Origin of the sequence: Psychrobacter fulvigenes, assembly GCF_904846155.1 — a bacterium.
Taxonomy (GTDB): Bacteria; Pseudomonadota; Gammaproteobacteria; order Pseudomonadales; family Moraxellaceae; genus Psychrobacter; species Psychrobacter fulvigenes.
In genome coordinates this window covers 2,739,169-2,763,078 of the sequence record NZ_CAJGZP010000001.1, presented here as the reverse complement: position 1 = coordinate 2,763,078, position 23,910 = coordinate 2,739,169, and the positions used below count along the sequence as shown (strand labels likewise).

General features: G+C 46.2%; 18 protein-coding genes. 6 read left to right on the top strand and 12 right to left on the bottom strand.

Features of this window, described 5'->3' with window-relative positions; translation table 11 throughout:
• Positions 1-4 precede the first annotated feature (4 nt).
• Entirely contained in the window at positions 5-799 is a 795-nt protein-coding gene (aat, locus tag JMX03_RS11700) for a leucyl/phenylalanyl-tRNA--protein transferase (protein WP_201596908.1), read from the bottom strand.
• Complete coding sequence (gene trxB, locus JMX03_RS11695) at positions 800-1,834, bottom strand: thioredoxin-disulfide reductase (protein WP_201596907.1); 1,035 nt, start codon at positions 1,832-1,834, stop codon at positions 800-802. It abuts the gene before it with no gap.
• Positions 1,835-2,295: 461 nt separating this feature from the next.
• Between trxB and JMX03_RS11690 the strand changes: the two genes are divergently transcribed.
• Both JMX03_RS11690 and JMX03_RS11685 read left to right on the top strand, forming a co-directional pair.
• Entirely contained in the window at positions 2,296-5,622 is a 3,327-nt protein-coding gene (locus tag JMX03_RS11690) for a DNA translocase FtsK (protein ID WP_201596906.1), read from the top strand.
• A gap of 144 nt (positions 5,623-5,766) precedes the next feature.
• Complete coding sequence (locus JMX03_RS11685; protein ID WP_201596905.1) at positions 5,767-7,260, top strand: amidase; 1,494 nt, start codon at positions 5,767-5,769, stop codon at positions 7,258-7,260.
• A 141-nt stretch (positions 7,261-7,401) separates the two neighbouring features.
• Here the strand turns inward: JMX03_RS11685 and JMX03_RS11680 are convergent, their stop codons facing one another.
• From JMX03_RS11680 to dapC, 8 genes are all read right to left on the bottom strand, one after another.
• Positions 7,402-8,283 carry a DODA-type extradiol aromatic ring-opening family dioxygenase gene (locus JMX03_RS11680; protein ID WP_201596903.1) on the bottom strand — a complete coding sequence of 294 codons (882 nt, stop codon included), beginning with the start codon at positions 8,281-8,283 and terminating at the stop codon, positions 7,402-7,404.
• A gap of 89 nt (positions 8,284-8,372) precedes the next feature.
• The gene (gene rlmH / locus JMX03_RS11675) at positions 8,373-8,861 is read right to left on the bottom strand and encodes a 23S rRNA (pseudouridine(1915)-N(3))-methyltransferase RlmH (protein ID WP_201596901.1); all 489 of its coding nucleotides are present in this window, start codon (positions 8,859-8,861) and stop codon (positions 8,373-8,375) included.
• 72 nt (positions 8,862-8,933) lie between these two features.
• Positions 8,934-9,464 carry a DUF421 domain-containing protein gene (locus JMX03_RS11670; protein WP_201596899.1) on the bottom strand — a complete coding sequence of 177 codons (531 nt, stop codon included), beginning with the start codon at positions 9,462-9,464 and terminating at the stop codon, positions 8,934-8,936.
• Positions 9,465-9,585: 121 nt separating this feature from the next.
• Complete coding sequence (locus JMX03_RS11665; protein WP_201596897.1) at positions 9,586-10,086, bottom strand: ABZJ_00895 family protein; 501 nt, start codon at positions 10,084-10,086, stop codon at positions 9,586-9,588.
• A 72-nt stretch (positions 10,087-10,158) separates the two neighbouring features.
• Positions 10,159-12,150, bottom strand: a complete 1,992-nt coding sequence (locus JMX03_RS11660) for a D-alanyl-D-alanine carboxypeptidase/D-alanyl-D-alanine-endopeptidase (protein WP_227695656.1) — start codon at positions 12,148-12,150, stop codon at positions 10,159-10,161.
• A gap of 135 nt (positions 12,151-12,285) precedes the next feature.
• A complete protein-coding gene (locus tag JMX03_RS11655) occupies positions 12,286-12,891 on the bottom strand; it encodes a 3'-5' exonuclease (RefSeq protein WP_201596893.1) in 606 nt (201 codons plus the stop codon).
• Between the two features lie 17 nt (positions 12,892-12,908).
• Positions 12,909-14,891: a DUF294 nucleotidyltransferase-like domain-containing protein gene (locus tag JMX03_RS11650; RefSeq protein ID WP_201596891.1), complete on the bottom strand. Its 1,983-nt coding sequence runs from the start codon at positions 14,889-14,891 to the stop codon at positions 12,909-12,911.
• Between the two features lie 130 nt (positions 14,892-15,021).
• Entirely contained in the window at positions 15,022-16,272 is a 1,251-nt protein-coding gene (gene dapC / locus JMX03_RS11645) for a succinyldiaminopimelate transaminase (RefSeq protein WP_201596889.1), read from the bottom strand.
• Between the two features lie 190 nt (positions 16,273-16,462).
• On the opposite strand from dapC, the gene JMX03_RS11640 reads away from it, so the two are divergent.
• Positions 16,463-17,137 (top strand): hypothetical protein, encoded by a 675-nt coding sequence (locus JMX03_RS11640; protein ID WP_201596887.1) that lies wholly within the window; start codon positions 16,463-16,465, stop codon positions 17,135-17,137.
• Between the two features lie 40 nt (positions 17,138-17,177).
• On the opposite strand, the gene glnD is transcribed toward JMX03_RS11640, so the two are convergent.
• Positions 17,178-19,907, bottom strand: a complete 2,730-nt coding sequence (gene glnD / locus JMX03_RS11635) for a [protein-PII] uridylyltransferase (RefSeq protein WP_201596885.1) — start codon at positions 19,905-19,907, stop codon at positions 17,178-17,180.
• Between the two features lie 204 nt (positions 19,908-20,111).
• Positions 20,112-20,906 (bottom strand): type I methionyl aminopeptidase, encoded by a 795-nt coding sequence (gene map / locus JMX03_RS11630; protein WP_201573970.1) that lies wholly within the window; start codon positions 20,904-20,906, stop codon positions 20,112-20,114.
• Between the two features lie 365 nt (positions 20,907-21,271).
• Between map and JMX03_RS11625 the strand changes: the two genes are divergently transcribed.
• The 3 genes from JMX03_RS11625 to JMX03_RS11615 all read left to right on the top strand — a co-directional run bounded on the left by JMX03_RS11625 (position 21,272) and on the right by JMX03_RS11615 (position 23,884).
• Positions 21,272-21,760, top strand: coding sequence for an META domain-containing protein (locus JMX03_RS11625; protein ID WP_201596883.1), 489 nt, complete (start codon positions 21,272-21,274; stop codon positions 21,758-21,760).
• A 255-nt stretch (positions 21,761-22,015) separates the two neighbouring features.
• Positions 22,016-22,996, top strand: a complete 981-nt coding sequence (locus tag JMX03_RS11620; RefSeq protein ID WP_201596881.1) for a PD40 domain-containing protein — start codon at positions 22,016-22,018, stop codon at positions 22,994-22,996.
• Between the two features lie 225 nt (positions 22,997-23,221).
• Positions 23,222-23,884 (top strand): OB-fold-containig protein, encoded by a 663-nt coding sequence (locus JMX03_RS11615; protein WP_201596879.1) that lies wholly within the window; start codon positions 23,222-23,224, stop codon positions 23,882-23,884.
• The last annotated feature ends 26 nt before the right edge of the window (positions 23,885-23,910 follow it).

Genomic DNA, 23,910 nt, shown 5'->3' with positions numbered 1-23,910 from the left:
ATGTCTAAGTCTGCGACTGCCAAGGCTCTGAGGTACTAAGCATAGCAACCGCCAATGGTTTATGAGAATGTGGCTGCCATCTGCTAGAACGACCACTTATCAAGCTATTTAGCTGCGTTAAAAACTGAGCACGTGGCATCGTTGTGGCGCCCAAGCTCATCAAATGCTCATTAGGCAATTGGCAATCTACCAGTGCCACATTGCTTTGCTCGCACAAGCGCATCAAGCCCCAAAATGCCAGTTTGGAAGCGTTGGAAGCACGGTGAAACATCGACTCACCAAAGTATATATTGCCTATTTTTAGCCCATATAAGCCGCCAATGAGCTGACCAGCACCATCCCAAACTTCAATACTATGAGCAAAGCCATGAGCATGAAGCTCGGTGTAGGCTTCGATCATTTCATCATGAATCCAATTATGTTCGCCCTCAGGCAGTCCATTACTACGCGGTAAGCTACAAGCGTGTATAACTTTGTCAAACGCCTCATTGAGGGTTAATTTCCAACGTTCATTTTTGGCTTGGCGACGTAATGATTTACTCGGTTGATAGTCGCTTGGCACCATCACACAACGCGGCTCAGGGCACCACCATGCGATCGGCTCATCTTCATTAAACCAAGGAAAGAGCCCTTGAGCATAGGCTGAAATCAGAGTTTCAGGTGCCAGATCACCGCCCATGGCGACAATCCCAATCCCGTCAGGATCGATAGATTCAGGATTTGGAAAGTCATAACGCCCAAGACTTCTTAAGGTCTCAGGCGTGATATGGGTGCTATTGATGTTCGAAAAATCGCCCATTTAGACTTGCTTATCAGCGGTTAACGTGGAGGTGTAGGTATGATCGGTGGCAGTCGCTTCACCGATAGCATCTAGGTATTTCTCAGCATCAAGCGCGGCCATACAGCCAGTACCTGCTGAGGTGATGGCTTGACGGTAGACGTGATCTGCAACGTCACCTGCTGCAAATACCCCTTCAATGCTAGTCTCAGTCGCATTACCATTCAGGCCACTATTGACAATGATGTAGCCATCTTTCATATCTAGCTGATCTTGGAACAAATCGGTATTGGGCTTGTGACCGATCGCAACGAACATGCCGAACACGTCTAACTGCTTAGTGCTGCCATCTTCAGTAGACTCAATCACTACGCCATTGACACCCATGTCATCACCGACCACTTCTTTTACTTGGTGGTTCCATTCGATTTTGACGTTGCCATTTTTGGCTTTTTCAAACAGCTTGTCTTGCAGTATTTTCTCTGAGCGTAAGCTGTCACGGCGATGCACTAAGGTGACTTCAGAAGCAATGTTTGATAGGTATAAAGCTTCTTCAACGGCAGTATTACCGCCACCGATGACCGCAACTTTTTGGTCTTTATAGAAAAAACCATCACAAGTGGCACACGCCGAGACGCCTAAACCTCTGAACTTTTCTTCTGACTCAAGTCCCAAGTACTGAGCAGAAGCGCCAGTTGAGATAATCAATGCATCACAAGTATAGCTGCCATTATTACCCGTTAGTTGAAAAGGGCGCTCATTTAGGTTCACTTCATTGATATGATCATAGACCAGTTCGGTACCGAAGCGTTCTGCATGGTTTTTCATACGCTCCATCAAGGCAGGACCTGTCAAATCATAAGCGTCGCCTGGCCAGTTATCGACATCAGTAGTTGTGGTTAGCTGACCACCCACTTCCATACCAGTCACCATGACAGGCTTTAGATTGGCGCGTGCCGCATAGACGGCAGCGGCGTAGCCTGCAGGGCCTGAGCCTAAAATAATGAGTTTTTCGTGGCGCGCTTCTTGAGGGGCGCTAAGGTTGTGAGTTGCCATAAATTTTCCTTATTAAAAGTAGAGGGTTGGTGTATTGTTCTAATAATTAGTGATACTAACATAAGGCTAGCCACCACAAAGCGCAAGTTAGCTAAAACGAATATGGGTATTATTAGAATCAAAGCATACTTGGTATCACTCTATTGATGGTGGCTATAGTACTGTTTTTAAACAGCGAGTTTTAAACAGCGGATGTCAAATAACATATCAGGTGATAATGCTACTTTATGGATTTAACGTTGCCGCTCACTCATAAATTCGTTATTGATGTGTTTTATTGCACAGTTTCTTTATATCACTGTCGCCACTTGACCTATGTATTTGTTATTATAAGAAGTTATGCTAACACTTAATATGTCGGCGCTTTCTATTCAGCTTTTTTAGCCAGCACTTTCTATATTGACACTTTATGTCAGCATGAAGTGGTAAAAATTTAGTATTTATAACAAGGTAGATCTTACGTGATATCAGCAGCGCTTATTGAATATTTGAAAAAAGGAATATTTACCTTTCTTGGGGTAATTGTAGCAGTATACCTATTTGTTATTTTACTAACCTATACCGGTAACGATCCTAGTTGGTCACATATTAGTAGTGACATGACCACCATTAACAATATGGGAGGCTCTACTGGCGCATGGCTGTCTGATTTGCTGTATAGCTTTTTTGGCTTTGGCGCTTGGTGGTTGTTGGTTTTTTTGGTATACGAATCTATCTTGATTTGGTGGGACAATAAACCGACGTTTTGGCTACTGCGACTGGTCTCTTACGTGTTTTTATTATTGAGTAGTAGTGCTCTATTTGCACAGCTGGTTGCCATCATTCAACAAGTAGCCAATCCGATGGTTACAGGCTTGCAAGGCGTGGCGGGAGGTATCATCGGGCTTGAGTTGCAGGCACGGCTTGCCCAGCTGTTATCCCAGTGGGGCAGTGTGTTGTTTTTGACAGTGTTTGTCATTATTACTGCAACCTTTGCTTTTAATATCCATTGGACTGCACTATATCGTAAGTTCACGGCGCTATCTTGGCTTGGCTCTGGGGTCAGAGACGAAAGATCTCAGAGTCAGTATGACAATTCGCAAGCGAGCCAAAGCTTATCAGAGGCAGAGACGGCTGATGCTCAGGCGCATGCAAACGAGTTTGAGCAATTACCACTTGAGCTGCCAGTTGCCAGTCATAACCAAACAGCAGACATGAGTGGACGCTTTAGTGGTGTCTTGACGGATTTTTTGGCAAAGTCGGGACTCGGAGCAAGCGTGAAAGCTTCTCTTGCTGCCGATGCTGCGGCTGAGGCTGCCGCCGCTCAAAAGACTCTTAAAAAATCCATGAATGATACGCCGCACACATCAGCGGCTAGTACAACTGAGACTGCCCCTAATACCAGTAACACAGCGCGCGTAGCTGCCATGTCTGAGGCGGCTGCCACGACAGCTGCATTCAAAGTAGAGCCCAGCTTTGCCTGGAATGATGACAATATGGTTGATGATTTGTTGTCAAATGAGTTGATGGCTGCTCAAGCATCTAGTCATAGTGCGTCTGATCCAATACCTGCTGACGCTGCCCAGTCTGATACTCTTGACATGCAAATAACGCCAGTGATTGAGACAAATGCTGTGCCGAATGTTGCGCTTAATGATGGTCAGCAAGTAGCCAGCGCTCAAACCATACAAAATCCTGTAATTAACGAAGTGGCTAAATCTAGTGCGGCAACCAATGTCGCAGATAGCAGTTCTGTCGATATGACATCCAAAGTTGACGAGTTAGCGAGTACTTGGTTGGCAGAGCATGAAGTTTCATCAGCAGCTACTGACAACACTCTAAGTGCCACTCAAGCTGAAAGTAACACTCAAGCTGAGAGCAAGCCTGTCGCTGAGGTAGATGAAGCCGTACGCAACACCGCTTTTTCAGATGCGAGCCAAGCCGATGATCAGCAGCAAGTGCTGGCGAAGCAACCAACAGGTAATAACGAAGCACAAGCTCAGGACGTTCAATCTGCCGTAACGCCGACATCCGCTGTTGCTGAATCTGTCGATATGACACCTACCAATACCCCACCTGCTGACCCAAAAGCAGCGCCAACGGTAGAAACTGCCAGTCCTACTAACAGTGCTGAGTCGGCAACCTCGTCCAAACCAACGATTAGCTTTGCTGTGCCAGAAGACGGTAGCGGCAATCTCATCACTGACATGATGCCAGACGATGACAGTAAGTATGATGATACAAACACACCTGTCATGCCAGACATTCACGATGATGCAGCCTTTGCTCAGCGCTCACGCGCCATGCAAACAGCGGAGTATCGTGGCAGTCTATCAGCGATTCCAGAGTTGTCCATTCTCGACAAGCCAGATCCCAATCGTGAGCCAAGCTATACTGTTTCTGAGCTTGAGCAGCTGTCAGAGCTGTTAGAGATTAAGCTACAAGAATTCAATGTCAAAGCTGAAGTGGTCAATGCCATTCCAGGGCCTGTGGTAACCCGTTTTGAGGTCGAGCTTGCCGCAGGGGTCAAAGCCAGTAAGGTCACTGGCATCTCACGTGACTTGGCGCGCTCGCTATCGATGGCGTCTTTGCGTGTGGTGGAGGTCATACCTGGTAAGCCATATATCGGTATTGAGGTGCCTAACAAGCAGCGTGAAATGGTACGCCTCATTGAGCTGCTGAATACCGAGAAGTATAAAGATCCAAAAGCCCAAATCAGCATGGCAATGGGTAAAGATATCGGTGGTAATCCGATCATTACTGATCTTGCCCGTGCGCCGCATATGCTCGTTGCAGGTACCACAGGCTCTGGTAAGTCGGTATTGGTCAACTCCATGCTGCTATCGATGCTGCTCAAATATACACCCAATGAGCTGCGCCTTATTTTGATTGATCCAAAGCAGCTAGAGCTTGCCAACTACAATGATATACCGCATTTGCTGACGCCAGTGGTGACAGATATGACCGAGGCGGCGAGTAGTCTGTCATGGTGTGTGGCAGAGATGGAGCGCCGTTATCAGTTGATGAGTCTGCTCAAAGTGCGAAAGCTAGACGAGTTTAATAAGAAAGTGCGCGCGGCTGAAAAAGCTGGCAAGCCAATGCTCGATCCTTTATGGCGACCGAATGACAATGTCAGCATTGACCAAGCCCCCAAGCTTAAAACCTTACCCATGATTGTCATTGTCGCTGATGAATTTGCCGATATGATCATGCAAGTCGGCAAGCAAGCCGAAGAGCTTATCACCCGCCTTGCACAAAAATCGCGGGCGGCAGGTATCCACTTGATGCTGGCCACTCAGCGTCCATCGGTAGATGTAATCACAGGTTTGATTAAAGCCAATATTCCCGTACGAGCGGCGTTACGAGTCAACTCAAAAGTAGACTCGCGCACCATCTTGGATAGTGGCGGTGCAGAGGATATGCTAGGTAATGGTGATATGCTGTTCTTAGGGCCAGGGCAGATTGAGCCTGACCGTGTGCACGGGGCCTACGTCAGCGATGAAGAAGTCAACCGCGTTTGTGACGCTTGGCGTGAGCGCGGCGCACCTGACTATATCGATAATATGGCAGGCAATTTTGAATTGTCTAGTCCTGGCGGTGGTAGCACTGGCAGTGCATCTGGTGAAGATGATGATCTTTATAATGATGCGGTGGCTTTTATCATGGAGACTCGCAAAGTGTCGGCTTCCAGTATTCAGCGTAAATTTAGCATCGGCTATAACCGCGCCGCGCGTATTGTCGACTCAATGGAGGAGGCTGGACTGGTCAGCTCCATGGGCAAAAGCGGCAAGCGTGAGCTGCTGATGTAGAGATTAGTAGATTTTATTAATACAAGAAAAAGCGAGTTGCGAGAGCAGCTCGTTTTTTTATTACACGTCCTAAAAGGGTGTTTGTCTATCCTTTCAGTAAAGCGATATACTGAGTCATAAATAATTCTAAGTAAGGATGCAAAAATGTTCAAAGAATACACCCAATATGATGCGCTAGGGCTGGCGGCGCTTGTCAATGCTGGCGAGGTCAGTGCTAAAGAGATGCTAGAGGCGGCAATCGCCCGCGCCAATAAGCTAGACCCTAAATTGAACGCTATTATTCATCGTTTTGATGAGCGCGCTTATCAAGCGGCGCAGGCAGGATTGCCAGCAGGCGTATTCAATGGTGTGCCGTATCTGCTAAAAGATCTGTCATTTTACTTTGCAGGTGAGCCTATCACCATGGGCAGCCGTAGTGTCAATGTGGTCAATACTTATGATAGTGAAATCGTCAAACGCATGAAAGCGACGGGGGTTAATACCTTTGGTAAAACCAACACTGCTGAGTTCGGTTTAATCATCACGACTGAGCCAAAAGCACATGGCCCGACACATAATCCGTTCAAAAAAGGCTATAGCTCAGGCGGCTCCTCTGGAGGCAGTGCGGCTGTCGTTGCCAGTGGTATTGTACCGATGGCAGGAGCAGGCGATGGTGGCGGCTCGATACGCTTTCCCGCTGCATGGTGCGGTACCTTCGGGCTCAAACCAAGTCGTGGTCGCAACCCATTAGGGCCAGCATTGGCAGAGGGGTGGGATGGTGCGGTTGCCGATCATGTCATTACCCGTAGCGTCCGAGATAGCGCGGCGATGCTCGATGCAACCAGTGGTAGCGAGATCGGTTCACCCTACGTTATCGCACCACCTGACGGGACCTTCTTGGAGGCGGCAATGCGAGCGCCGCGGCCGCTAAACATCGCGCTGCATCAGCAGCCACTGGTTGCCAATACTGTGGTGGATAAAGAAGTACTGGCGGTACTAGAGCAAACGGCTAAGCAGCTCGAAGCCATGGGTCATCGAGTCACCCTTGCTGAGCCTAACATTAATATTGAGAAGTTTTGGCATGACTTTATGGTGGTGGTTTGTGCACACACGGCTTTTACCATTGATAATGTTGAGCGCTGCTTTGGTGCTGAGCATGTACAAAACCTTGAGCCGCAAACTTATAATATGGCGCTACTTGGACGTTCATTGTCAGCGGTTGATTTGGTGCATGCTAAGCAAGGTTGGCATGAATGCCAGTATCAAACGGGCTTGCTGCTTGAGACTTACGATATGATCCTGTGTCCGACGGTACCTACGCCTGCGGTCAAACATGGCGTGCTACCACCAAGCCGTATGGATGAGATGCTAATGCGTAGTGCCGAGGTGCTCAACAAAGGCATTAATATGGGTAAATATGCTTTTAGCTCAGGGATGATCGAGAAGCTAAGTAACCCGGTGCTGGGCAAAATGGCCTTTACTTTATTGGGCAATATTACCGGTCTGCCGGCAATGTCAGTGCCAGTTGATATGAGTAAAAAAGGCCTACCGATCGGGATGCAGCTGATTGGACGGATGAATGATGAGACGACGCTATTGAGCTTGGCGGGCGAAATGGAGCGGGCGGGTTTATTTACCAAGCATGCTTTTGAAAAATAGTTTTAATCAATTCACTCTATTTTTAGATAAACATCCAGATAAAAATAATTGTTTGTAGGCTGAGGCTTTTAGCCCAGCATTATAATTTTGCAAGGATACAGCAATAGCCCACATTATTGACATTATAGTTTTAGGGTTTATTTAATCAAAGCGATAAATGTCCATGCCTAAGCTATGATGCGCCATGCTTTCATGGACGACAGAGACGCGCTGTCCTGCACCTAACGCAAAAAATAAAGGCAGCAAATGCTCATCACTTGGATGAATGTTTTGATAATTGGGATATTGTTGCCAATCGAGCGCTGATGGAATATCTGATTTCAGCTGTTGTAGTAGCCAGAGTTTAAAGTCTTTGGCGTCGTCATCGATACTGTCAGCCTGCCAACGTAGCGCTTGCAAGTTGTGGGTAATATTACCTGAGCCGATAATAAGTATTTGCTCATTACGCAGGCGAGCAAGCTGCGCTCCTAACTGATAGCAGGCGACACTGTCGTAATGCTGCGGCAGGGATATCTGTACGATAGGTACATCCGCTGCTGGATACAGGTGTCGCAGGGGTGACCAGACACCGTGATCGCAGACCCGCATTGGATTGACACTACAGGCAATATCACGTGCGCTCAGCTGCTGCGCTAATGACTCAGCGAGCGCTGGATGGCCTGCCACTGGATATTGCAGCTCATGAAGCTTGGGGTCAAACCCCGAAAAGTCATGCCAAGTTTTGGGCTTCGGATTACTGCTAATCTCAAGCTTAGCTGATATCCAATGCGCAGACATGATCACGATGGCGCGCGGTTTCGGCAGGTTTTGACCGATGCGCGCAAGGGCGCTGGTGGTTGCGGATTGCTCAATGGCAAAGGTTGGTGCGCCATGAGAGATGAACAGCGCTGGTAACGAGGCGGCATTGGTCAGTCCAGCAGGCGCATCTTCCCATGCTACTGCCGCAGTAATTGGCGAGGTAGCATTGGCATCATCAGGGTGCTGATAGGACGGAATCGATTCGATAGGTTTTGGATAGCTCATTCACCCTGTATTAGGGCGTTTGGTGTTATTTCAATCTCTTGTGCTTATATAGAATATTTTTCACTGTCAGCATAATTATGCAACATGATCTAACTACCACGATGATAAGGGTGATTGTGGTTGATGCTCATGGCTCTATAAAGCTGCTCCATCAATACCACCCGTACCAAAGGATGCGGTAGAGTCAGTGCTGACAATGACCATTTCATATCTGCCTGCGCCAGCACCTCTTGTGAGACGCCATCCGCGCCGCCGATGACCAAGGCAATGTCATCCCCTTGTTGCATGGCGTCGGCCAATTTATCTGCTAGCCCTTCCGTCGACAGCATCTTCCCTTTGACATCTAGCACCCACAGACGTTCACGTCCAGCCGCCGCATGGGCTGCCAATATCGTCTGACCTTCTTGTTCCCGATACTGAGCCAAATTGGCATCAGAAGGGTTTTTTGCACGTTTGGCTGCGGCAAGCTCAATGATTTCGGTACTGAGCATGGGCTGAATACGTTTGTAGTATTCATTAAATCCTGTTTGTACCCAATTAGGCATCTTGTTACCAACGGTTAGGAGTCGTACTTTCATCGGCGCTTATTCCTCAATTTCTATATGCAGTTTATCTTGTCATAAATAACACTTTAAATATTTTTAAATTCATCAATCCGTGAGCGGTGCGAGGGTTTCAGACACTGTATCTGTCGCTTGCTCGCTGTCAGGCTTAGTAATAATGGTGAGCTTGGCATCAGATTCAAAAACAATGGCTTCAATCTCACTTAAGCTGTGCACGCCCTCAGAGCGCATGGCACATTCAAGCTCTTGGCGAGTCAGGCGCTCAGCACGCATGGCATCTGGCAAAAACTGCCCTTGATAAAACACGATACGTGGCTCTGATAAAATAACGCTGCTAAAGGCTGGCGAGATAGAAGCGTACTTGGTGACCAAAAACTGCAACACATAGAGCACTATGATAGAAGCAGCACCTTCGATGAAGGGGATGTTTTCGAGCAAGATAGTACTGGCACCCAATGAGCCAATCATTACCGTCACGATCCAATCAAAGTTGTTCAACTGCGAGGTTGAGCGTTTGCCCGATACCTTGGTCGCCAGAACAATCAGCACATATACCATCACTGCTGTTAGGACAATACGCCCAAGTTTGTCTATATTGTCAAAAAAAATCATATCCATGATAAAAGCTCCTTAAGAGTACAAAATAACTCACTATTTAAAATACGCTCTAAAGTTAGCCTAACGGATTTTATTTGTTAATAGTGAAAAATTTTTGTAGCACCTTGTAGGAGTTATGGACTTAAGACATCTTGCGTTGTGGATCAAGTAAGCGATTCACTGCCCAAATACTGATTCGGGCACTGACTAAGGTCAGCACCAATATCATCACCAGTGCCGACACTAATGGCAGGGGTTGTTGCAGAGTCATCTCAATCAATACTTCACGATTGGCGTCATCAAAGAGCCATACCCACAGAGCCAAAAAGTAAATAGCCGTTAGTAACCAAACGACAAGGATACCGCCGAACATCAAGCGATTGATCTCCTCTCTATTTAGCGCCCGCTGTTGGTGCTTAATGAATTTATTGACTGCTATATAAGCGCCCAAAAAGATGGAAAGCGCCGTGACCAGTTGCGAGTTGAGGGCAACTTTGGTCTGAATCATCATAAATAAGGTGCTAGCAAGCACATAACCGATCGCAAAATATCCCACATATCTCGCCAATTTGATGGCTAACTCTGGCTGAGAATGTGTTGGTCGGGCATCATGCTTGCTGAGATTGGGCGTCGTGCGTGACATAAGCTGGCCTTTATAAAAGGTAAAAAATGACATAAATAATAAGAGAATAGCCAGTGCACTGGCTATTCATTATCATTGCTGAGCGGTCCAGTCGAGCATCGCATCCAGTACGGGTCTGGCAGTATAAGCGTTCAATGCTTGCTCGCTATTGATGAGTCCAACCACCACATAGTCTTGCCCAGACAGTCCTTTGACGTAGCCTGCCATCGAGGTGACGTTGTTTAGCGTGCCAGTCTTTATCCATGCACGCCCAGTCGCTGCCGACTCGGGTAAGCGTTCGCTATGAGCGGCAATGGTTCCACTGACACCAGCGATGCCTAGTGAGTTGACGTAAGCGCCGAAGCTTGGATGACTATAGGCGTAAGTCAGTAGCTCGTTTAGGTTTTCTGCCGTTACCGTACAGTCTCGACAAAGTCCTGAGCCATTGGTCAGATGTGGCGGCGGCGTGCTCAAGTTATTCTGCCACCACTGAGTCATGGTTTGTAGGGCAGTAGGGTAGTTCGTTGATGCAGGCTGTCCAAATTGGTATAAGCTGGTTGTTTTCTTTGCAGAGGTTTTACTATCGACCATTTCAGCCGCTGTTTTATTTGTTTCATTATTGCCAGTTATTTTAGGGTTACTGACGTTTGCTTTGCCATGACCATAAGCATCTAATGACAGAGCAACTTGTTCGGTCATGACGTTATTAGAAAAATGGTTAATGTCATAAATCTGCTTAGTCAAACTCAAAGAAGGATAGCTGACGAGGGGTAGAGGAGAGACAGGTAGTGCCGCTAAGCCGCGAGTTGCTTTAGCTTTTTTACTAGACTGATAAGGTGCTTCTTGGGCGATGACTTTACCGCTCAGCGTGTTGCCAAGCTCTTGCCATTTGCCAGCGAGCACACGGGTAGCAAAGTCTTTGGCATCTGGGTAGGCGACATAAAACATATGCTCACCGCAGCTATTTGGCAAGTCGTTATTAAGGGTTAGTTTTGTGCTTTGCCACTGCGGCGCTAGGCTGTAGAGCGCTTGACCGCAAGCAGCAGAGCGTATATTGACAGTGTTTGGCAATTGGTAATTGGCCAGTTTTGGGGTGTAGGTTAGCTGTGCTTGTCCCTCATTTAGGGGCTGGCTTTGGATACCTATGGTACTAAAGCTGACCAAAAACCCATCAGGACTGGCGTTATAAGGACGCAGTGGTGAGTTGTCAAATGCCGCAGGATCTTTACTAACCTTGTCAAAGATAGCGCTATCGATAATGATGTCACCGTTGATATGACGGATACCTGCTTTTTGCACCTGATAAAGCAGCTGCTGTAAGCGCTCATGCGTCATCTTGGGATCACCGCTACCTTGGACGATCAAGTCGCCATGTAAGCGCTCGCCAATGATAATTCCTGTATGATAAACCCGTGTATGCCAGACAAAGTCGCCACCCAAGGTATCTAGCGCGATAAAGCTAGGGACGAGTTTCATAGTGCTGGCAGGCGTGCGCGGGAGTGTCGCTTGATGCTGCAGTATGGGTGAAAATGAGATTTTGATAGAGGAGGTCTTAGCGTTATCCTTACTGCTTACATTGCTATGGCTGTTGCTGCTTGCAGTTGCTGATTTGGCTTCATCTGGTAGCAGTGATGGTACGCTCTCTAAGCTTAGATAAGTATAAACATCATCGGTATATGCCTGTAGGCTTTGCTCATGTTTTTTGATGGTGCGCTTTTCGATAGTGACTAATGTACTAGGGGCGATAGGATGGCTTGATGCTTTTTTATTATCCATATCATCGTTTTGAGTCACTTTTTGATCGCCAGTGTTCGATACAGTAGTCGCTCTCATACTATCAACAACTTCGATAGGCGGCGGCAATCGACTGGCGCTTTTATCGCCCACTGGTGTGATGATGATACTGATATCAGCGGGTGTCAATTCTGCACGTAATAACGCCGCTTCGATGGCGGCTGGTAAGGCTGCTTGCGTCTGTAGCGATGCTAAAGTGGTTGCTGCAAATAATGCTAATGTTGGTAATGGCTTGTAATGCTGCTTAAGTGCTCGTAAGTGCGTGCAAAGAGGTGTGGGTTTGGTAGTCATTGTAGGGTCATTATTAGGTTTGGAGATGAGTTGCATGAGCAACCTATCATCAGGTGGCAAAAACAGCCTATGGTATCATGAGTTGCTGTTCTTGTAGCATTTTGATGAAGCCTCAGTCACCATTAATGACAGGTTTTAGCGTACATGCAAAAATGCCATTGCGGTCATGACGGCATCGTTATAAGCATCGTGGGTGCCGAGTTCAGGAATATTATAATGCGCAAGGATGTTGTTTAGGTGCTGCGATTGATTGGGGAGGCCTTGAGTTTGGCCGCTCATACGCCGACTGTATAAGTGGCGCACATCAATGACCTCGTTGGGTAAAGTAGCGCCCATATAACGTTTGACCAGAGGATTTAAAAAGCCGATGTCTATCTGCGGACAGAACCCCACTATCGGCCGATTATCAATGAAAGGTAACAGCAGCGCCAGCATCTCATCATAGCTCATGCCGTTCTCAACATCAGCGGTGCGCAGGCCGTGAATCACAATGGTATCGCGATCAGGCATCACAGGTGGCCGGCAAACCAAATGCATGCCATTACCAGTATCGATAGTATCACCGTTAATATGAATAGCGGCAACCGATAATAGATGGTGCTTTTTTGGGTTGAGCCCTGTCATCTCACAGTCGATCGCTACCCATTGATTGGCAGCTGGTTTTGTAAACATCGACTTCAGCTCTGGGCGCTGTAGTTGCGACTTTTGCCAAGAAGAGGATAACTGCTTAAGCCAACTCATATCAGTCTATAATTCCTTTATGATATTTCTAAATGATAATGCTGTTGTAGCTGCATTTTAAAGCTTTTGACCACTGCCAGACATTCTTTAAATAAGTCACGCTCAAGCGCGGACAAAGTAGTGGGGTCGATTTGCTTAGCATGTTTATCGTTGGTAGATAGTGCAACGGATAGCCGCTGCGCCATAAAGAACTCTAAGGCTTCTTCTAAAGTATTCGCACGATCTTTGCTCAAGGCGCGCACTTGCACCAAAGCTTTGAGTCGATCTTTGGTACTGGGTACTTGTAAAATATCGTGTTCCAAAGCCATGGCACGGATACCGTGTACCAGTGGAAAAATGCCCGCTTTTTTTAGATCGACATCATGAGAGCTTGGCTTGCCACCCAATAAGGGTACCAGTTTTTGCCACCATTGATTGATATCACCGAACTGCAGCGCTGCACGTGCGAACTGACGGACAAACATAGGGTCTGATTGTCTATGGGCAGTTTTTAGATGCTCACGCACTTCAGTCAATAGCGACTCATCACCGCAGACGTATTCGCCGTCGAGGATGGCGGAGATATAAATACTGTGCATGGGGTCGGTGTTTTTGAACCATAAGCTGATTTGTGACTTGAACTCTTTAAGCGGTAGCCGCCACATTGGATTGGTCATCATGATATTGCCATCACACAGTGGATAACCCAGAGTGGCTAGCTGATTATTGAAGGTCTCAGCAAACTCGGCCAGATCAGGATGAGAGTAGCCATCACGAATGATAAGCGCATTATCTTGGTCGGTACGCATGATTTGCTCACCGCGGCCTTCTGATCCCATCACAATCACGCAGGTATTTTTTAGTACTTCCTCAGGGACGATCAGTTGCCAAAGCTTGGTAAAAACTTGCGCATTTAGCGTCTGAACCATGCGACTGACGATACCTATCTTGACGCCGTTTTGGTGCTGCGCACGAATATAGCGGCCAATTAGCTCGACTGCCGTATCTAGACTGTTTAAGTCTTTCGCTTGTTCGATTTGAATACTAATTAGCTGTGAGTGTTGACCGAGATACGCCAGCAAATCACGTAGTGCCAGTATGCCAACGACTTTCCCGCCATCATCGATGACTGGTAAGCGATGAATGCGGTAGCGGGTCATGATCATTAACGCTTCGCCAATCTCCTTATCGGTATTGACAGTACGCAGATTAAAGTTTGCAAAGTGCTGGCAAGGAGTCGTGGCTGGATCTTGCTTTTCACTAACAGCGCGGCAAATATCAGCGTCACTCAACATACCTAAGTCATGATCTGAATACTGTGCTTCACTATTTTTGGCACCGCCTTCTGAATCATTGGTATCTGAAGATGAGACTGATGGATTGCTTGCTGGACGTATCAAGACGTGTTTCAGTCCTGCTTCGATCATGGTATGCGCAGCATGATATAGGCTGCTATCAGCATCGATAACACGGACAGGTAACAAAGTGACGTCAGTCACAGGTTGCAGCATGATTTGCTGTACTTCTTGCTGCTCATTATAGTCTTCTTTGCGCAATCCTAATGCTGGGCTTTGATTGCTACGCCGCTGTTGTAGCGCTTTTAAGCGCTCAGGTAGACTGTCGGATAGTAACTGGCGCACCAGATGGTTTTGTGCGCTGATTTTGTCGATGGCCTCTCCTGCTACTTGCAGCAATAAGCTATCTTCTAGCGCTCGATATTGATATGACTTAGTATCAGTGTTGCCAATATCCTGTGAGTCAGGGGTGCGGCGACTATCAAACCAGTCATTATTATTGAGCTGCTCAGATGAGTGTTTGCTGCCTAGATAAAAACCAACAAACTCCCCATCCAGTGTTTGCTCAACTTGTCCTTTTAACACCACAAAAAAATGATTTAAATCTTCGGCAGGCAGGGTTTCATCGGCAGCAAGATAGCGAACTTGGGTGTGTTTTTTGAGGCTTTGGCGTTCAGCCTGTCGTAACACATCAAATGGAGGTTGGGTAAAGTCAAGATGGGGCATGGCATCATCCTTGATAAACTTATGCAATAAAAGTACATTTTTAATATAGCATTAATTAAGGTTCATATCCCCAATAAATTTATGGTTTTGGTGCCATTGCCCTAAATTAGCGTAATATGGTAAACATACCTTACTTTCCAAGCATTTTTTTAATACGCGCAATCGCCTCGCGACTCTCTTCGACACTGGCGACCAAAGCGATGCGAACATAACCTTTGCCAGGGTTTTTGCCATTTATTTCACGCGATAGGTAGCGTCCTGCAAGCGCATGAATGTTGGCTTGCTCGTATAAGGCTTTCACAAAAACCTCGTCATCACCGTTGAATTTCTCAGGTGCTTTTATCCAAAAGTAAAACCCAGCTTCTGGCATGCGTAAGTCTAATAGCTCGCCCAGCTCAGCCATCCATAATGCAAACTTTTCTTGATACAGGGCGCGATTATGTGCCACATGCTTTTCATCTTGCCAAGCGGCGATAGAAGCTATTTGATGCGGTATCGGCATCGCACAGCCTTGGTAGGTGCGATATTGCAGATATGGCTTTAAGAGGGATGCATCACCTGCGATGAAGCCTGAGCGTAGTCCAGGTAAGTTTGAACGTTTGGATAAAGAGTGAAATACCACGCAGTTCTTAAAGTCATGACGACCGAGCGCTGCACATGCTTGTAGTAAGCCAACGGGCGCTTTGTCAAAATACAGCTCGCTATAGCACTCATCGCTGGCAATGATAAAGCCATATTGATCCGATAGGCGAATGAGCGCCTCCCAGTCATCCATCGTCATCACTGAGCCAGTAGGATTGTTTGGACTACAGACAAACAGTAACTGTGTTTGTTGCCAGACATCTTTGGGAACAGTACGATAATCGCCTTTATAGCCATTTTCTGAGGTGCAAGGGACAAAGTACGGCGTCGCTTGCGCAAGTATTGCCGCCCCCTCATAGATTTGATAAAACGGATTGGGCATGACCACAGTCGGAGCGCGCGGAGCCTTGTCGGTACTGTTTTGAAGCTCTGTCTCTGTTTCTGTCTCTTTGCTTTCGCCATGATTGATCACCGCTTGTACGAAGCTAAAAATAGCCTCGCGTGTACCCATCACAGGTAATACTTCAGAGTTGGCATCGACATGAGTTAAGAAAAACCTTTTTTCAAGCCAATGGGCAATGGTTTGACGCAGCTCAAAGGTGCCATTGGTGGTTGGATAGCGAGACAGCTTGTCTAGGTTTTTTTGCAAGACATCCAGTACAAAGGCTGGCGGCTCGTGTTTTGGCTCACCGATACCAAGCTTGATCTCAGAGTAGGCGGCTGCAGGCGTACTGTCGGCAAGTAAGGTAGCCATCTTTGCAAATGGGTAGGGGTGCAGGTGTGCTAAGTTGTGATTCATAAGTATAGTAACTATAATAGGCAGTTGATAATAAATGTATAAAGAAAAATTACATTCAAGCAGTGTAGCACTTCTCTTATTTTTTGTCCTTTTCTTCTCCTACTTACCACTATTTTTACCTATTTTCCTTTTTGATGATGTAGTCTATCACCGCCATGATTGATGGCTGGTGCTGGTCAGGATAATGAATATGCTCAATGCGCCCAAAGTTAATAACCTTAACACCAAAGACTTCCATAAAAGTGACAGCAATGTACTGAGCGCTGAGTCTCATGAGTCGTTAAAACAGCGTGAGCAGCAGTGGTGGCAAGCACGTCAGCAGCTCATTACTCTTAAAGAGCGCAAGATATTTTGGTATGGAGAGAGTAGGGCCATCATGTGGTTTTTATGGCAAATGGCCAGCTACGTGGTAGTAGCTATTGCACTGCTGCTCTTGGTCAGAGTGCTAAATATAGAGTTAAGTGTATGGCAGTATAGTGCTGTGTTCGGGGTGCAAACGCTGATTTTTGTAATGATGTTTGCCTCGCGAGGAAAGCTAGCTGCTCATCTGCAAACTAAGATTGATCAGGCAGATTTGGCACGTGAGCAAGCCTTGAATGAAATGATTATCTTAGCGTCAGATAGTATTATTCCTGAGATACATGCCAACGCACCTATTTCTTTGCAACAAGTTTATGAGCGCTACGATGCGCAATTTCGCATGGCCAGCTTGCAAAAATTATTGCAAGAAGAGATCGATGCTGGACGCTTGATACTCGCGCAGCATCAAATCGAGTCCGAAGTATTACCGCCTGAGCTTGTCGAAGATGGTTTGTTACCCCATACTGGGGAGATGGTATATAGAAGCTTGATTCATCCTGCTTAACCTCTCTCCATACCCTCTAAATATATTGGCCTAGGCTGATCTAAGCATGGCTGCCGTCGCTGCGTACACTTAAAGTGGTGGTTATAGCTTCCTGCAAGATATCGAGTTTGGCTTGCGATAATGGCGCATCATTTTGATCGCTGATATAAAACATGTCTTCTGCGCGCTCGCCTAAGGTGGTAATACGGGCGGCATGCACCTCAATCTTGTGCTGCAAAAACACTTGTCCGACACGTGCCAGTAGTCCTGGCTGATCCAGCGTTTGCAAGCTCATGATATGCTGACCTGAGGCCTCATTAAACTCAAAGCTTATCACGGTTGGTACGTTGAAATGTCTGAGCTGGCGTGGAATGCGCTTCTGTGCAAGCTTTGGCACCGTGGGGTTTTTAAAGGCATCAATCAGGCGTTGTTTGAGCTCTTGTTGACTGTTCTCATCTCTCAATAATGTGCCGCTACGATCAAGCAATACATAAGAATCCAAAGCAAAGTCACGAGTCGCAGTAATGATGCGAGCGTCGAGCACATCTAGATTCATCTGATCAAACACCGCCATGGTCACAGCAAATAAATTGGTCTGATTGTGGGTATACACAAAGACTTGTACCGCATCAAGCGCCAGCTCTCTATGCTCGCGTAGCACCACCAAAGGCGCACTGTCAGCGTCAGAGGCCAGACCGATAGGTGGATGGTTCAAGATGGCTTCGGTATGCCATAAGATATCCTCGGCAATCTCTCGTAAGAAATATTCATCTCCCAAGTCATCCCAGAGTTTGAGCACCGCATCGCGATCCATATGCTGGTTGTCGACATTATCTAGCATCTGTAGAGCTTGTTTACGGGTGGTATGGATCATGTCTTGGCGATTGGTAGGTGCATCAATATCAGCGCGCAAGATGCGCCGTGTTTGTGAGTAGAGCTGCTTCATCAAGGTCGCCCGCCAGCTGTTCCATAGCTGTGGATTGGTCGCGTTCATGTCGGCAACTGTCAATACATACAGATGATTGAGGTGGGTGACATTACCGACCAAGTCAGCAAACACAGTCACGACCTCAGGATCTGAGATGTCTTTTTTCTGCGCGGTCATCGACATCAACAGATGGTGGCGCGTCAACCAACCAACCAAATGAGCATCAGCTTTACTCATACCATGCGCCAAACAAAAGGCAATAGATTCAGTCTCTCCAAGCTCACTGTGATTGCCGCCGCGACCTTTGGCGATATCATGGAACATCGCCGCCAATACCAAAATCTCTTTGCGCTCAATTCTTTGATAGATAGCGCTGACCAGCGGAAAATCGTCATAGTAGCGGGCATCGGTAAAGCGATGTAAGATGCGAATCAAAAACAGCGTATGCGCATCCACAGTATAACGATGAAATAAGTCGTATTGCATGAGTCCAGTGACTTGTGCAAAGGCAGGAACATAGTTACTTAAGACACCATAGCGATTCATGGCACGCAGACGATGGAAGAGATAATTTTGTTCTTTGAGGTTGGCTAAAAACAGCGCTTGGTGCTCTGGGTTGTCACGATAAGTCTGGTCAATACCGCGTGCAGCGATTTTTAGCGCCCGCAGGGTACGGGTACGCACTTTTTTGATGCCGTATTGCCCCATAAGCAAAAACATCTCCAAAATAGCTTCGGGATGCTGAGCAAATACACGATGATGGGCAATGGCAATCTGATCTCCGATTCTATTGAAATGCGAGTTCAGTGGGCGTTTGCTAGGCTGCTCGTTCTCTGGCAACTCTGGCTCGATGATGGTTTCATAGTAATGGTTAATCAGCATCTCAGAGAGGGTTGATATCTGCATCGCACAGCGGTAGTAGTCGCGCATAAAACGCTCAACAGCCGCATTGGGTTGATCATCTGGCTGCGATTCATAGCCCATGCGCTGAGCAATATCACGTTGATAATCAAACAGCAGCTTGTTTTCATTGCGGCCAGTCAGCTCATGCAGGTAATGACGTATCTGCCATAAGAAACTCTCAGCAAAGCTTAATTCATCAAATTCTTTTTCGGTCAAAAAGTCTTGTTGTACCAAGTCATACAGCTTGCCAACCCGAAAGTAGCGTTTGGTCACCCAACCGATGATATGAATATCACGTAGGCCACCGGGTGCTGTTTTGATATTTGGCTCTAGATTGTACTCAGTGGCGTTGTGGCGTAGGTAACGGGCTTTGGCTTCTTTAATCTTTACTTCATAAAAATCCCGTTGTGACCACAGCTGATTGACGATATCGATGGGTACTTCTTGCAATGCTTCATTACCGGTCAATAGCCGTGCTTCTAGCAAGGTGCTGGCAACGGTGTGATCACGAGCAGCCTCTAGGCTGTCATCGATAGTCCGTACAGACAGCGCAGGCTCAAGTCCAATATCCCACAGCATCGCCACCAAGCCATCAATCTTAGCGCTAGCGTCAGATTGTATCTCTTCAGGCGACATCAATAAAATATCGACATCTGAATATAACGACAGCTCACCACGACCATAACCGCCACTGGCAAACAACGCCAAATCTGTCTGATCAAGCTCAAACCACTCAAACAAAGCGATAAGCAAACCATCAATCGCACAGGCACGTGCTGCCACTAACTGACGAATATTGGCTCCGCGCTCAAGCGCCCGATTGATATCCTCATTGATCTGCGCCAACCACTCTGGAATACCGAGCAAAGACTTATCTGAGCCTTCCGATACTGTCGCCTCTGATGTCAATAATGGCGGCAGCGGAGTGATATAAATGGAGGCGACATCGCAAGTAAACATGAGAGTTATCCAATTGAGAATTTAAAAATAAGGGTATTAAAAATGATAGATTATTAGTTACTAAGAGTATAGAAGCAATACATAAACGAATACCAAGCATAAGCTATAATATCTGAATACGAGTGGTAAAAGCTATTAGAGGATGTGCAACACGGCCTAATAAAATGACCAAAAAAAAGACCGCCTAAGCGGTCTTTCATTATATTACTGAGTCAAAAAGCTTAAATCTTCTTCGGGGCGAGTGGTAAATACTTCGCAGCCATTATCCGTCACCACCATGGTATGCTCCCACTGTGCCGAGAGCTTGCGATCTTTGGTGATGGCTGTCCATTCATCTGGCAGGATTTTAGTCTTCCATGTGCCTTGGTTAATCATGGGCTCGATGGTAAAGGTCATGCCAGTCTTAAGCTCCATGCCTGTGCCTTTTTTGCCATAATGCATCACTTGCGGCTCATGGTGAAAGGTGTCACTGATACCGTGACCACAGAACTCACGCACGATACTGAAACGCTCAGGCTCTACCACTTCTTGGATAGCGGCACCGATGTCACCTAAGCGGGCGCCATCTTTTACCACGCTCATGCCAGCATAGAGAGCGTCTTGTGCCACTTTGCAGATACGCTGTGCCATGATAGAGCCATCACCAACGATCCACATCTTTGAGGTATCGCCATAATAGCCGTCTTTAATGACAGTCACATCGATATTGATGATGTCGCCATCTTTGAGCAGTTTGTTCTCAGTTGGGATGCCATGACAGACGACATGGTTGACCGAGGTGCAGATTGATTTGGGGAAGCCATTGTAGTTAAGCGGTGCTGGAATGGCATCTTGCACATTGACGATATAGTCATGAGCAATTTGATTCAGAGCTTCAGTACTGATACCGACTTGCACATGCTCATCGAGCATCACCAATACATCGCTAGCAAGTTTACCAGCCACACGCATTTTTTCTATGGCTTCAGGGGATTGGATAAGGGATTTGTTAGTCATCATCTCTGTACTTATAGTTATGTGGTTAATTTAGGCGAATTATATCATAAATGCAGGATTGACGGTTTTGCTATAAGTCATTGTGATAATTTGTTTATCTGAACAGTAGGGTGGTTTGATTTAATAAGTACGTAAATAGCTTTAGAAAAATAAACGTATAGGACAGATCGCAGCACAAAGTATGGCTGAAGCATATACCTAATCTGTCATGACAAGCGCCTGTTTGTCATGCATAATAATAGTGTTGTTTATATAAATGATTAAAACCTTAAATAAACGATTAAAACAATAAATCAAGCATCATAAAAACCAGAATCTTAAACCTTATCTTTATATTAAGGTCTAATTTAACCCTTGTAGGAGCTTATATGAAAAACATTACCAAACTAATGATGGCGACAACGCTAGCTGTCGGTACCTTTGCTGCCGGTTGCCAGACGACTCCAAGCGTCACTGCTCCAGTGAGCCAACCGATTACTACCGAAGCATTACAAGCCCATAATTGGCAGCTTGTCGATGCCAAGCGCAGCAATGGCGAAAAAGTGACTCAGCTATTCTTTGATCCCGCCAAGCCTTTGACGCTAAACTTTATGAATGATAACGGCACTGATCGCGTGGCCTTTGTGAATACTTGCAATAATCTTGCTGCAGAATACAGTGTGGTAAATGGCAACGTACAGCTTAATAACGTCATGGCCACGATGATGGCTTGCCCTGAGCCACAAGCCAGCTTTGATACCGCGACTTTGGCAACGGTGCAAGGCAAATATAGCATGAGCAAAAATGCGGACAATCTACCTATCTTGACGATCAAAAATGACAATCAAGTGGCGCACTTCAAAGCAGTCGATAAATAAGCTGTCATTATTTCAATTATTAATCGTAATTTTTTAAAATGACCATGATTAAAAACAAATAGCCAGCAATGTAAAAACCTCACTATTAGGTAGTGAGGTTTTTTTTGGCTTATTTTATCTAAAACTCCAATACAGATTCAGCTACACTAGAGCGTGTTCTTAGTTTTAAAAATGAGGACACGCCCTAGAGCTTTCCAGATTTATCCATACATCTTAATAACTGTCTTTAGCCAATATTTAATTGAGTTCATTGTTATGTTTAACTTTACCATCAGTCAGCGTTTGCTGAGCAAACGCAACGCTATCACTGGTCTTACTGCTGCGCTCAGTATTTTTTTGAGTGCTTGTAATACACTGCCCACGACTGGCGTTCAGAGTTCCGCTAGTAGCATGGTTAGCAATCCACTGACTGCAAAGATGCCAATAGTAGATCGCCAAGGGCTGATTGCCTATGTAGAGGAGCAAGGGGCGGGATCTGCCAAAGTCTCTAGCCTGTACAGTGTTCGTCCTGATGGCAGTGACAGGCAGCTCATAGATCAGCTAAATGGCTACATCTATGCGCCGGCATGGTCAGCCGATGGACAGCTACTGGCTTATAGTAAGCAATCCCCACGCGAGCAACCCAAGATTTATATCTATGACCGCAAAAGCAAAAAGCATAGTCTGATCGTCGATACAAATGGCAGTAATCTGTCTCCATCCTTCTCACCCGATGGGCAAAAGTTGCTCTATAGCTCAACAGTCGGTGGCAATGCCGATATCTATGAGCTGCACTTGGATGAGGGTAGTACTATACAGCTCACTACGCTGCCGAGTACCGAAGTGCAGCCAAGCTATGCCAGTGATGGGCAAAGCTTCGTCTATACTAGTGATAAAAAACGCGCTGGGCGTCCTCGCATATATCGCTATGACTTTGCCACTGCTAGAGCGACTCAAATAAGCACAGAAGACTATGCAGCCAGTCCTCAGCTCAGCTTTGACAACCAGCGTTTGGCGTATCTGAATGGTCGCCAAGCCGCGATTATGACCCTCGCCACTAGGCAGATAATGAACTTGGCAGAGACAGGTCTGGATGAGCCAGCACGTCTATCGCCATCTGGTCACTATGCGCTTTATCCCACACGCACTGCGCAAGGTGTTGGAAGTTTGGTTGTATATTCACTATCAGGTAATACAAGCTATACCATTAGCAGTCAGGCGGGCGGGGTGGTGCGCTCACCGATATGGGGTCGTTAATGGATGGGGTCATTAATGGGGATATTTATATAATATGTAATGAAATGTATATATAATCAATAATCCAGAAACATAAGTTGATTCTGGGTTATTTGACCTTTTGCAATATTTTATGAGGGCGTGTTGAGCTTTCATACTATAAAAACCAAATGATATAGCGCCAAGCCATGTATGTGGCAGTTATAAAAGCTACTGAATTCAGTGGTTAAAAGGAGAGAGCGATCGATGCAAGAATCTTTTGCAATATTCATCATTAAAATCAGCTTATATCCCACTATTGTCTTTACGGGTCTGGTGATGTTTGTCACTTTATATTGGGTAGTGTCTTTACTCGGGATGGCAGATATGGACACTGTAGACCTTGGCGACTCAGGCGCTGATGTGGATGTCTCTAACTTATCGTCAACAGGCTTTTTTACGGGTCTTATGCTTAAGTTTGGTCTTTATGGCGTGCCTTTAATCATCATACTAACCTTGGTCAGCTTAATCGGTTGGATACTCAGCTATCTCTATACCAGTTTGCTACACCAATACTTGGATGCTGGCATTTTCTATTATGTGTTTGGCACAGGGGCGCTACTTTTAGTATTGGTGGTGTCGATGTGGTTGACGGGTGTCATTATTTCACCCATCCGCAAAAACATCGCCAAAATCCCTAAGCGCAATGCCTCAAGTAACCTAGGTAAGACGGCGATAGTAAGGACGCTGAGTGTGACAGACAAACATGGCGAAGCTGAGCTGAATGATGGCGGTGCAGGTTTGATACTCAGAATACGACCAGATAGCGACACTGTCGAACAACCCCTAAAACAAGGCGACAAAGTGGTATTGGTTGAGTATCTAGAAGAAGCCAATGCATACCGTGTTGCTTCTGTTAAAGACAAATAAATTTTGGCAAAACTTAACTCAAGAAT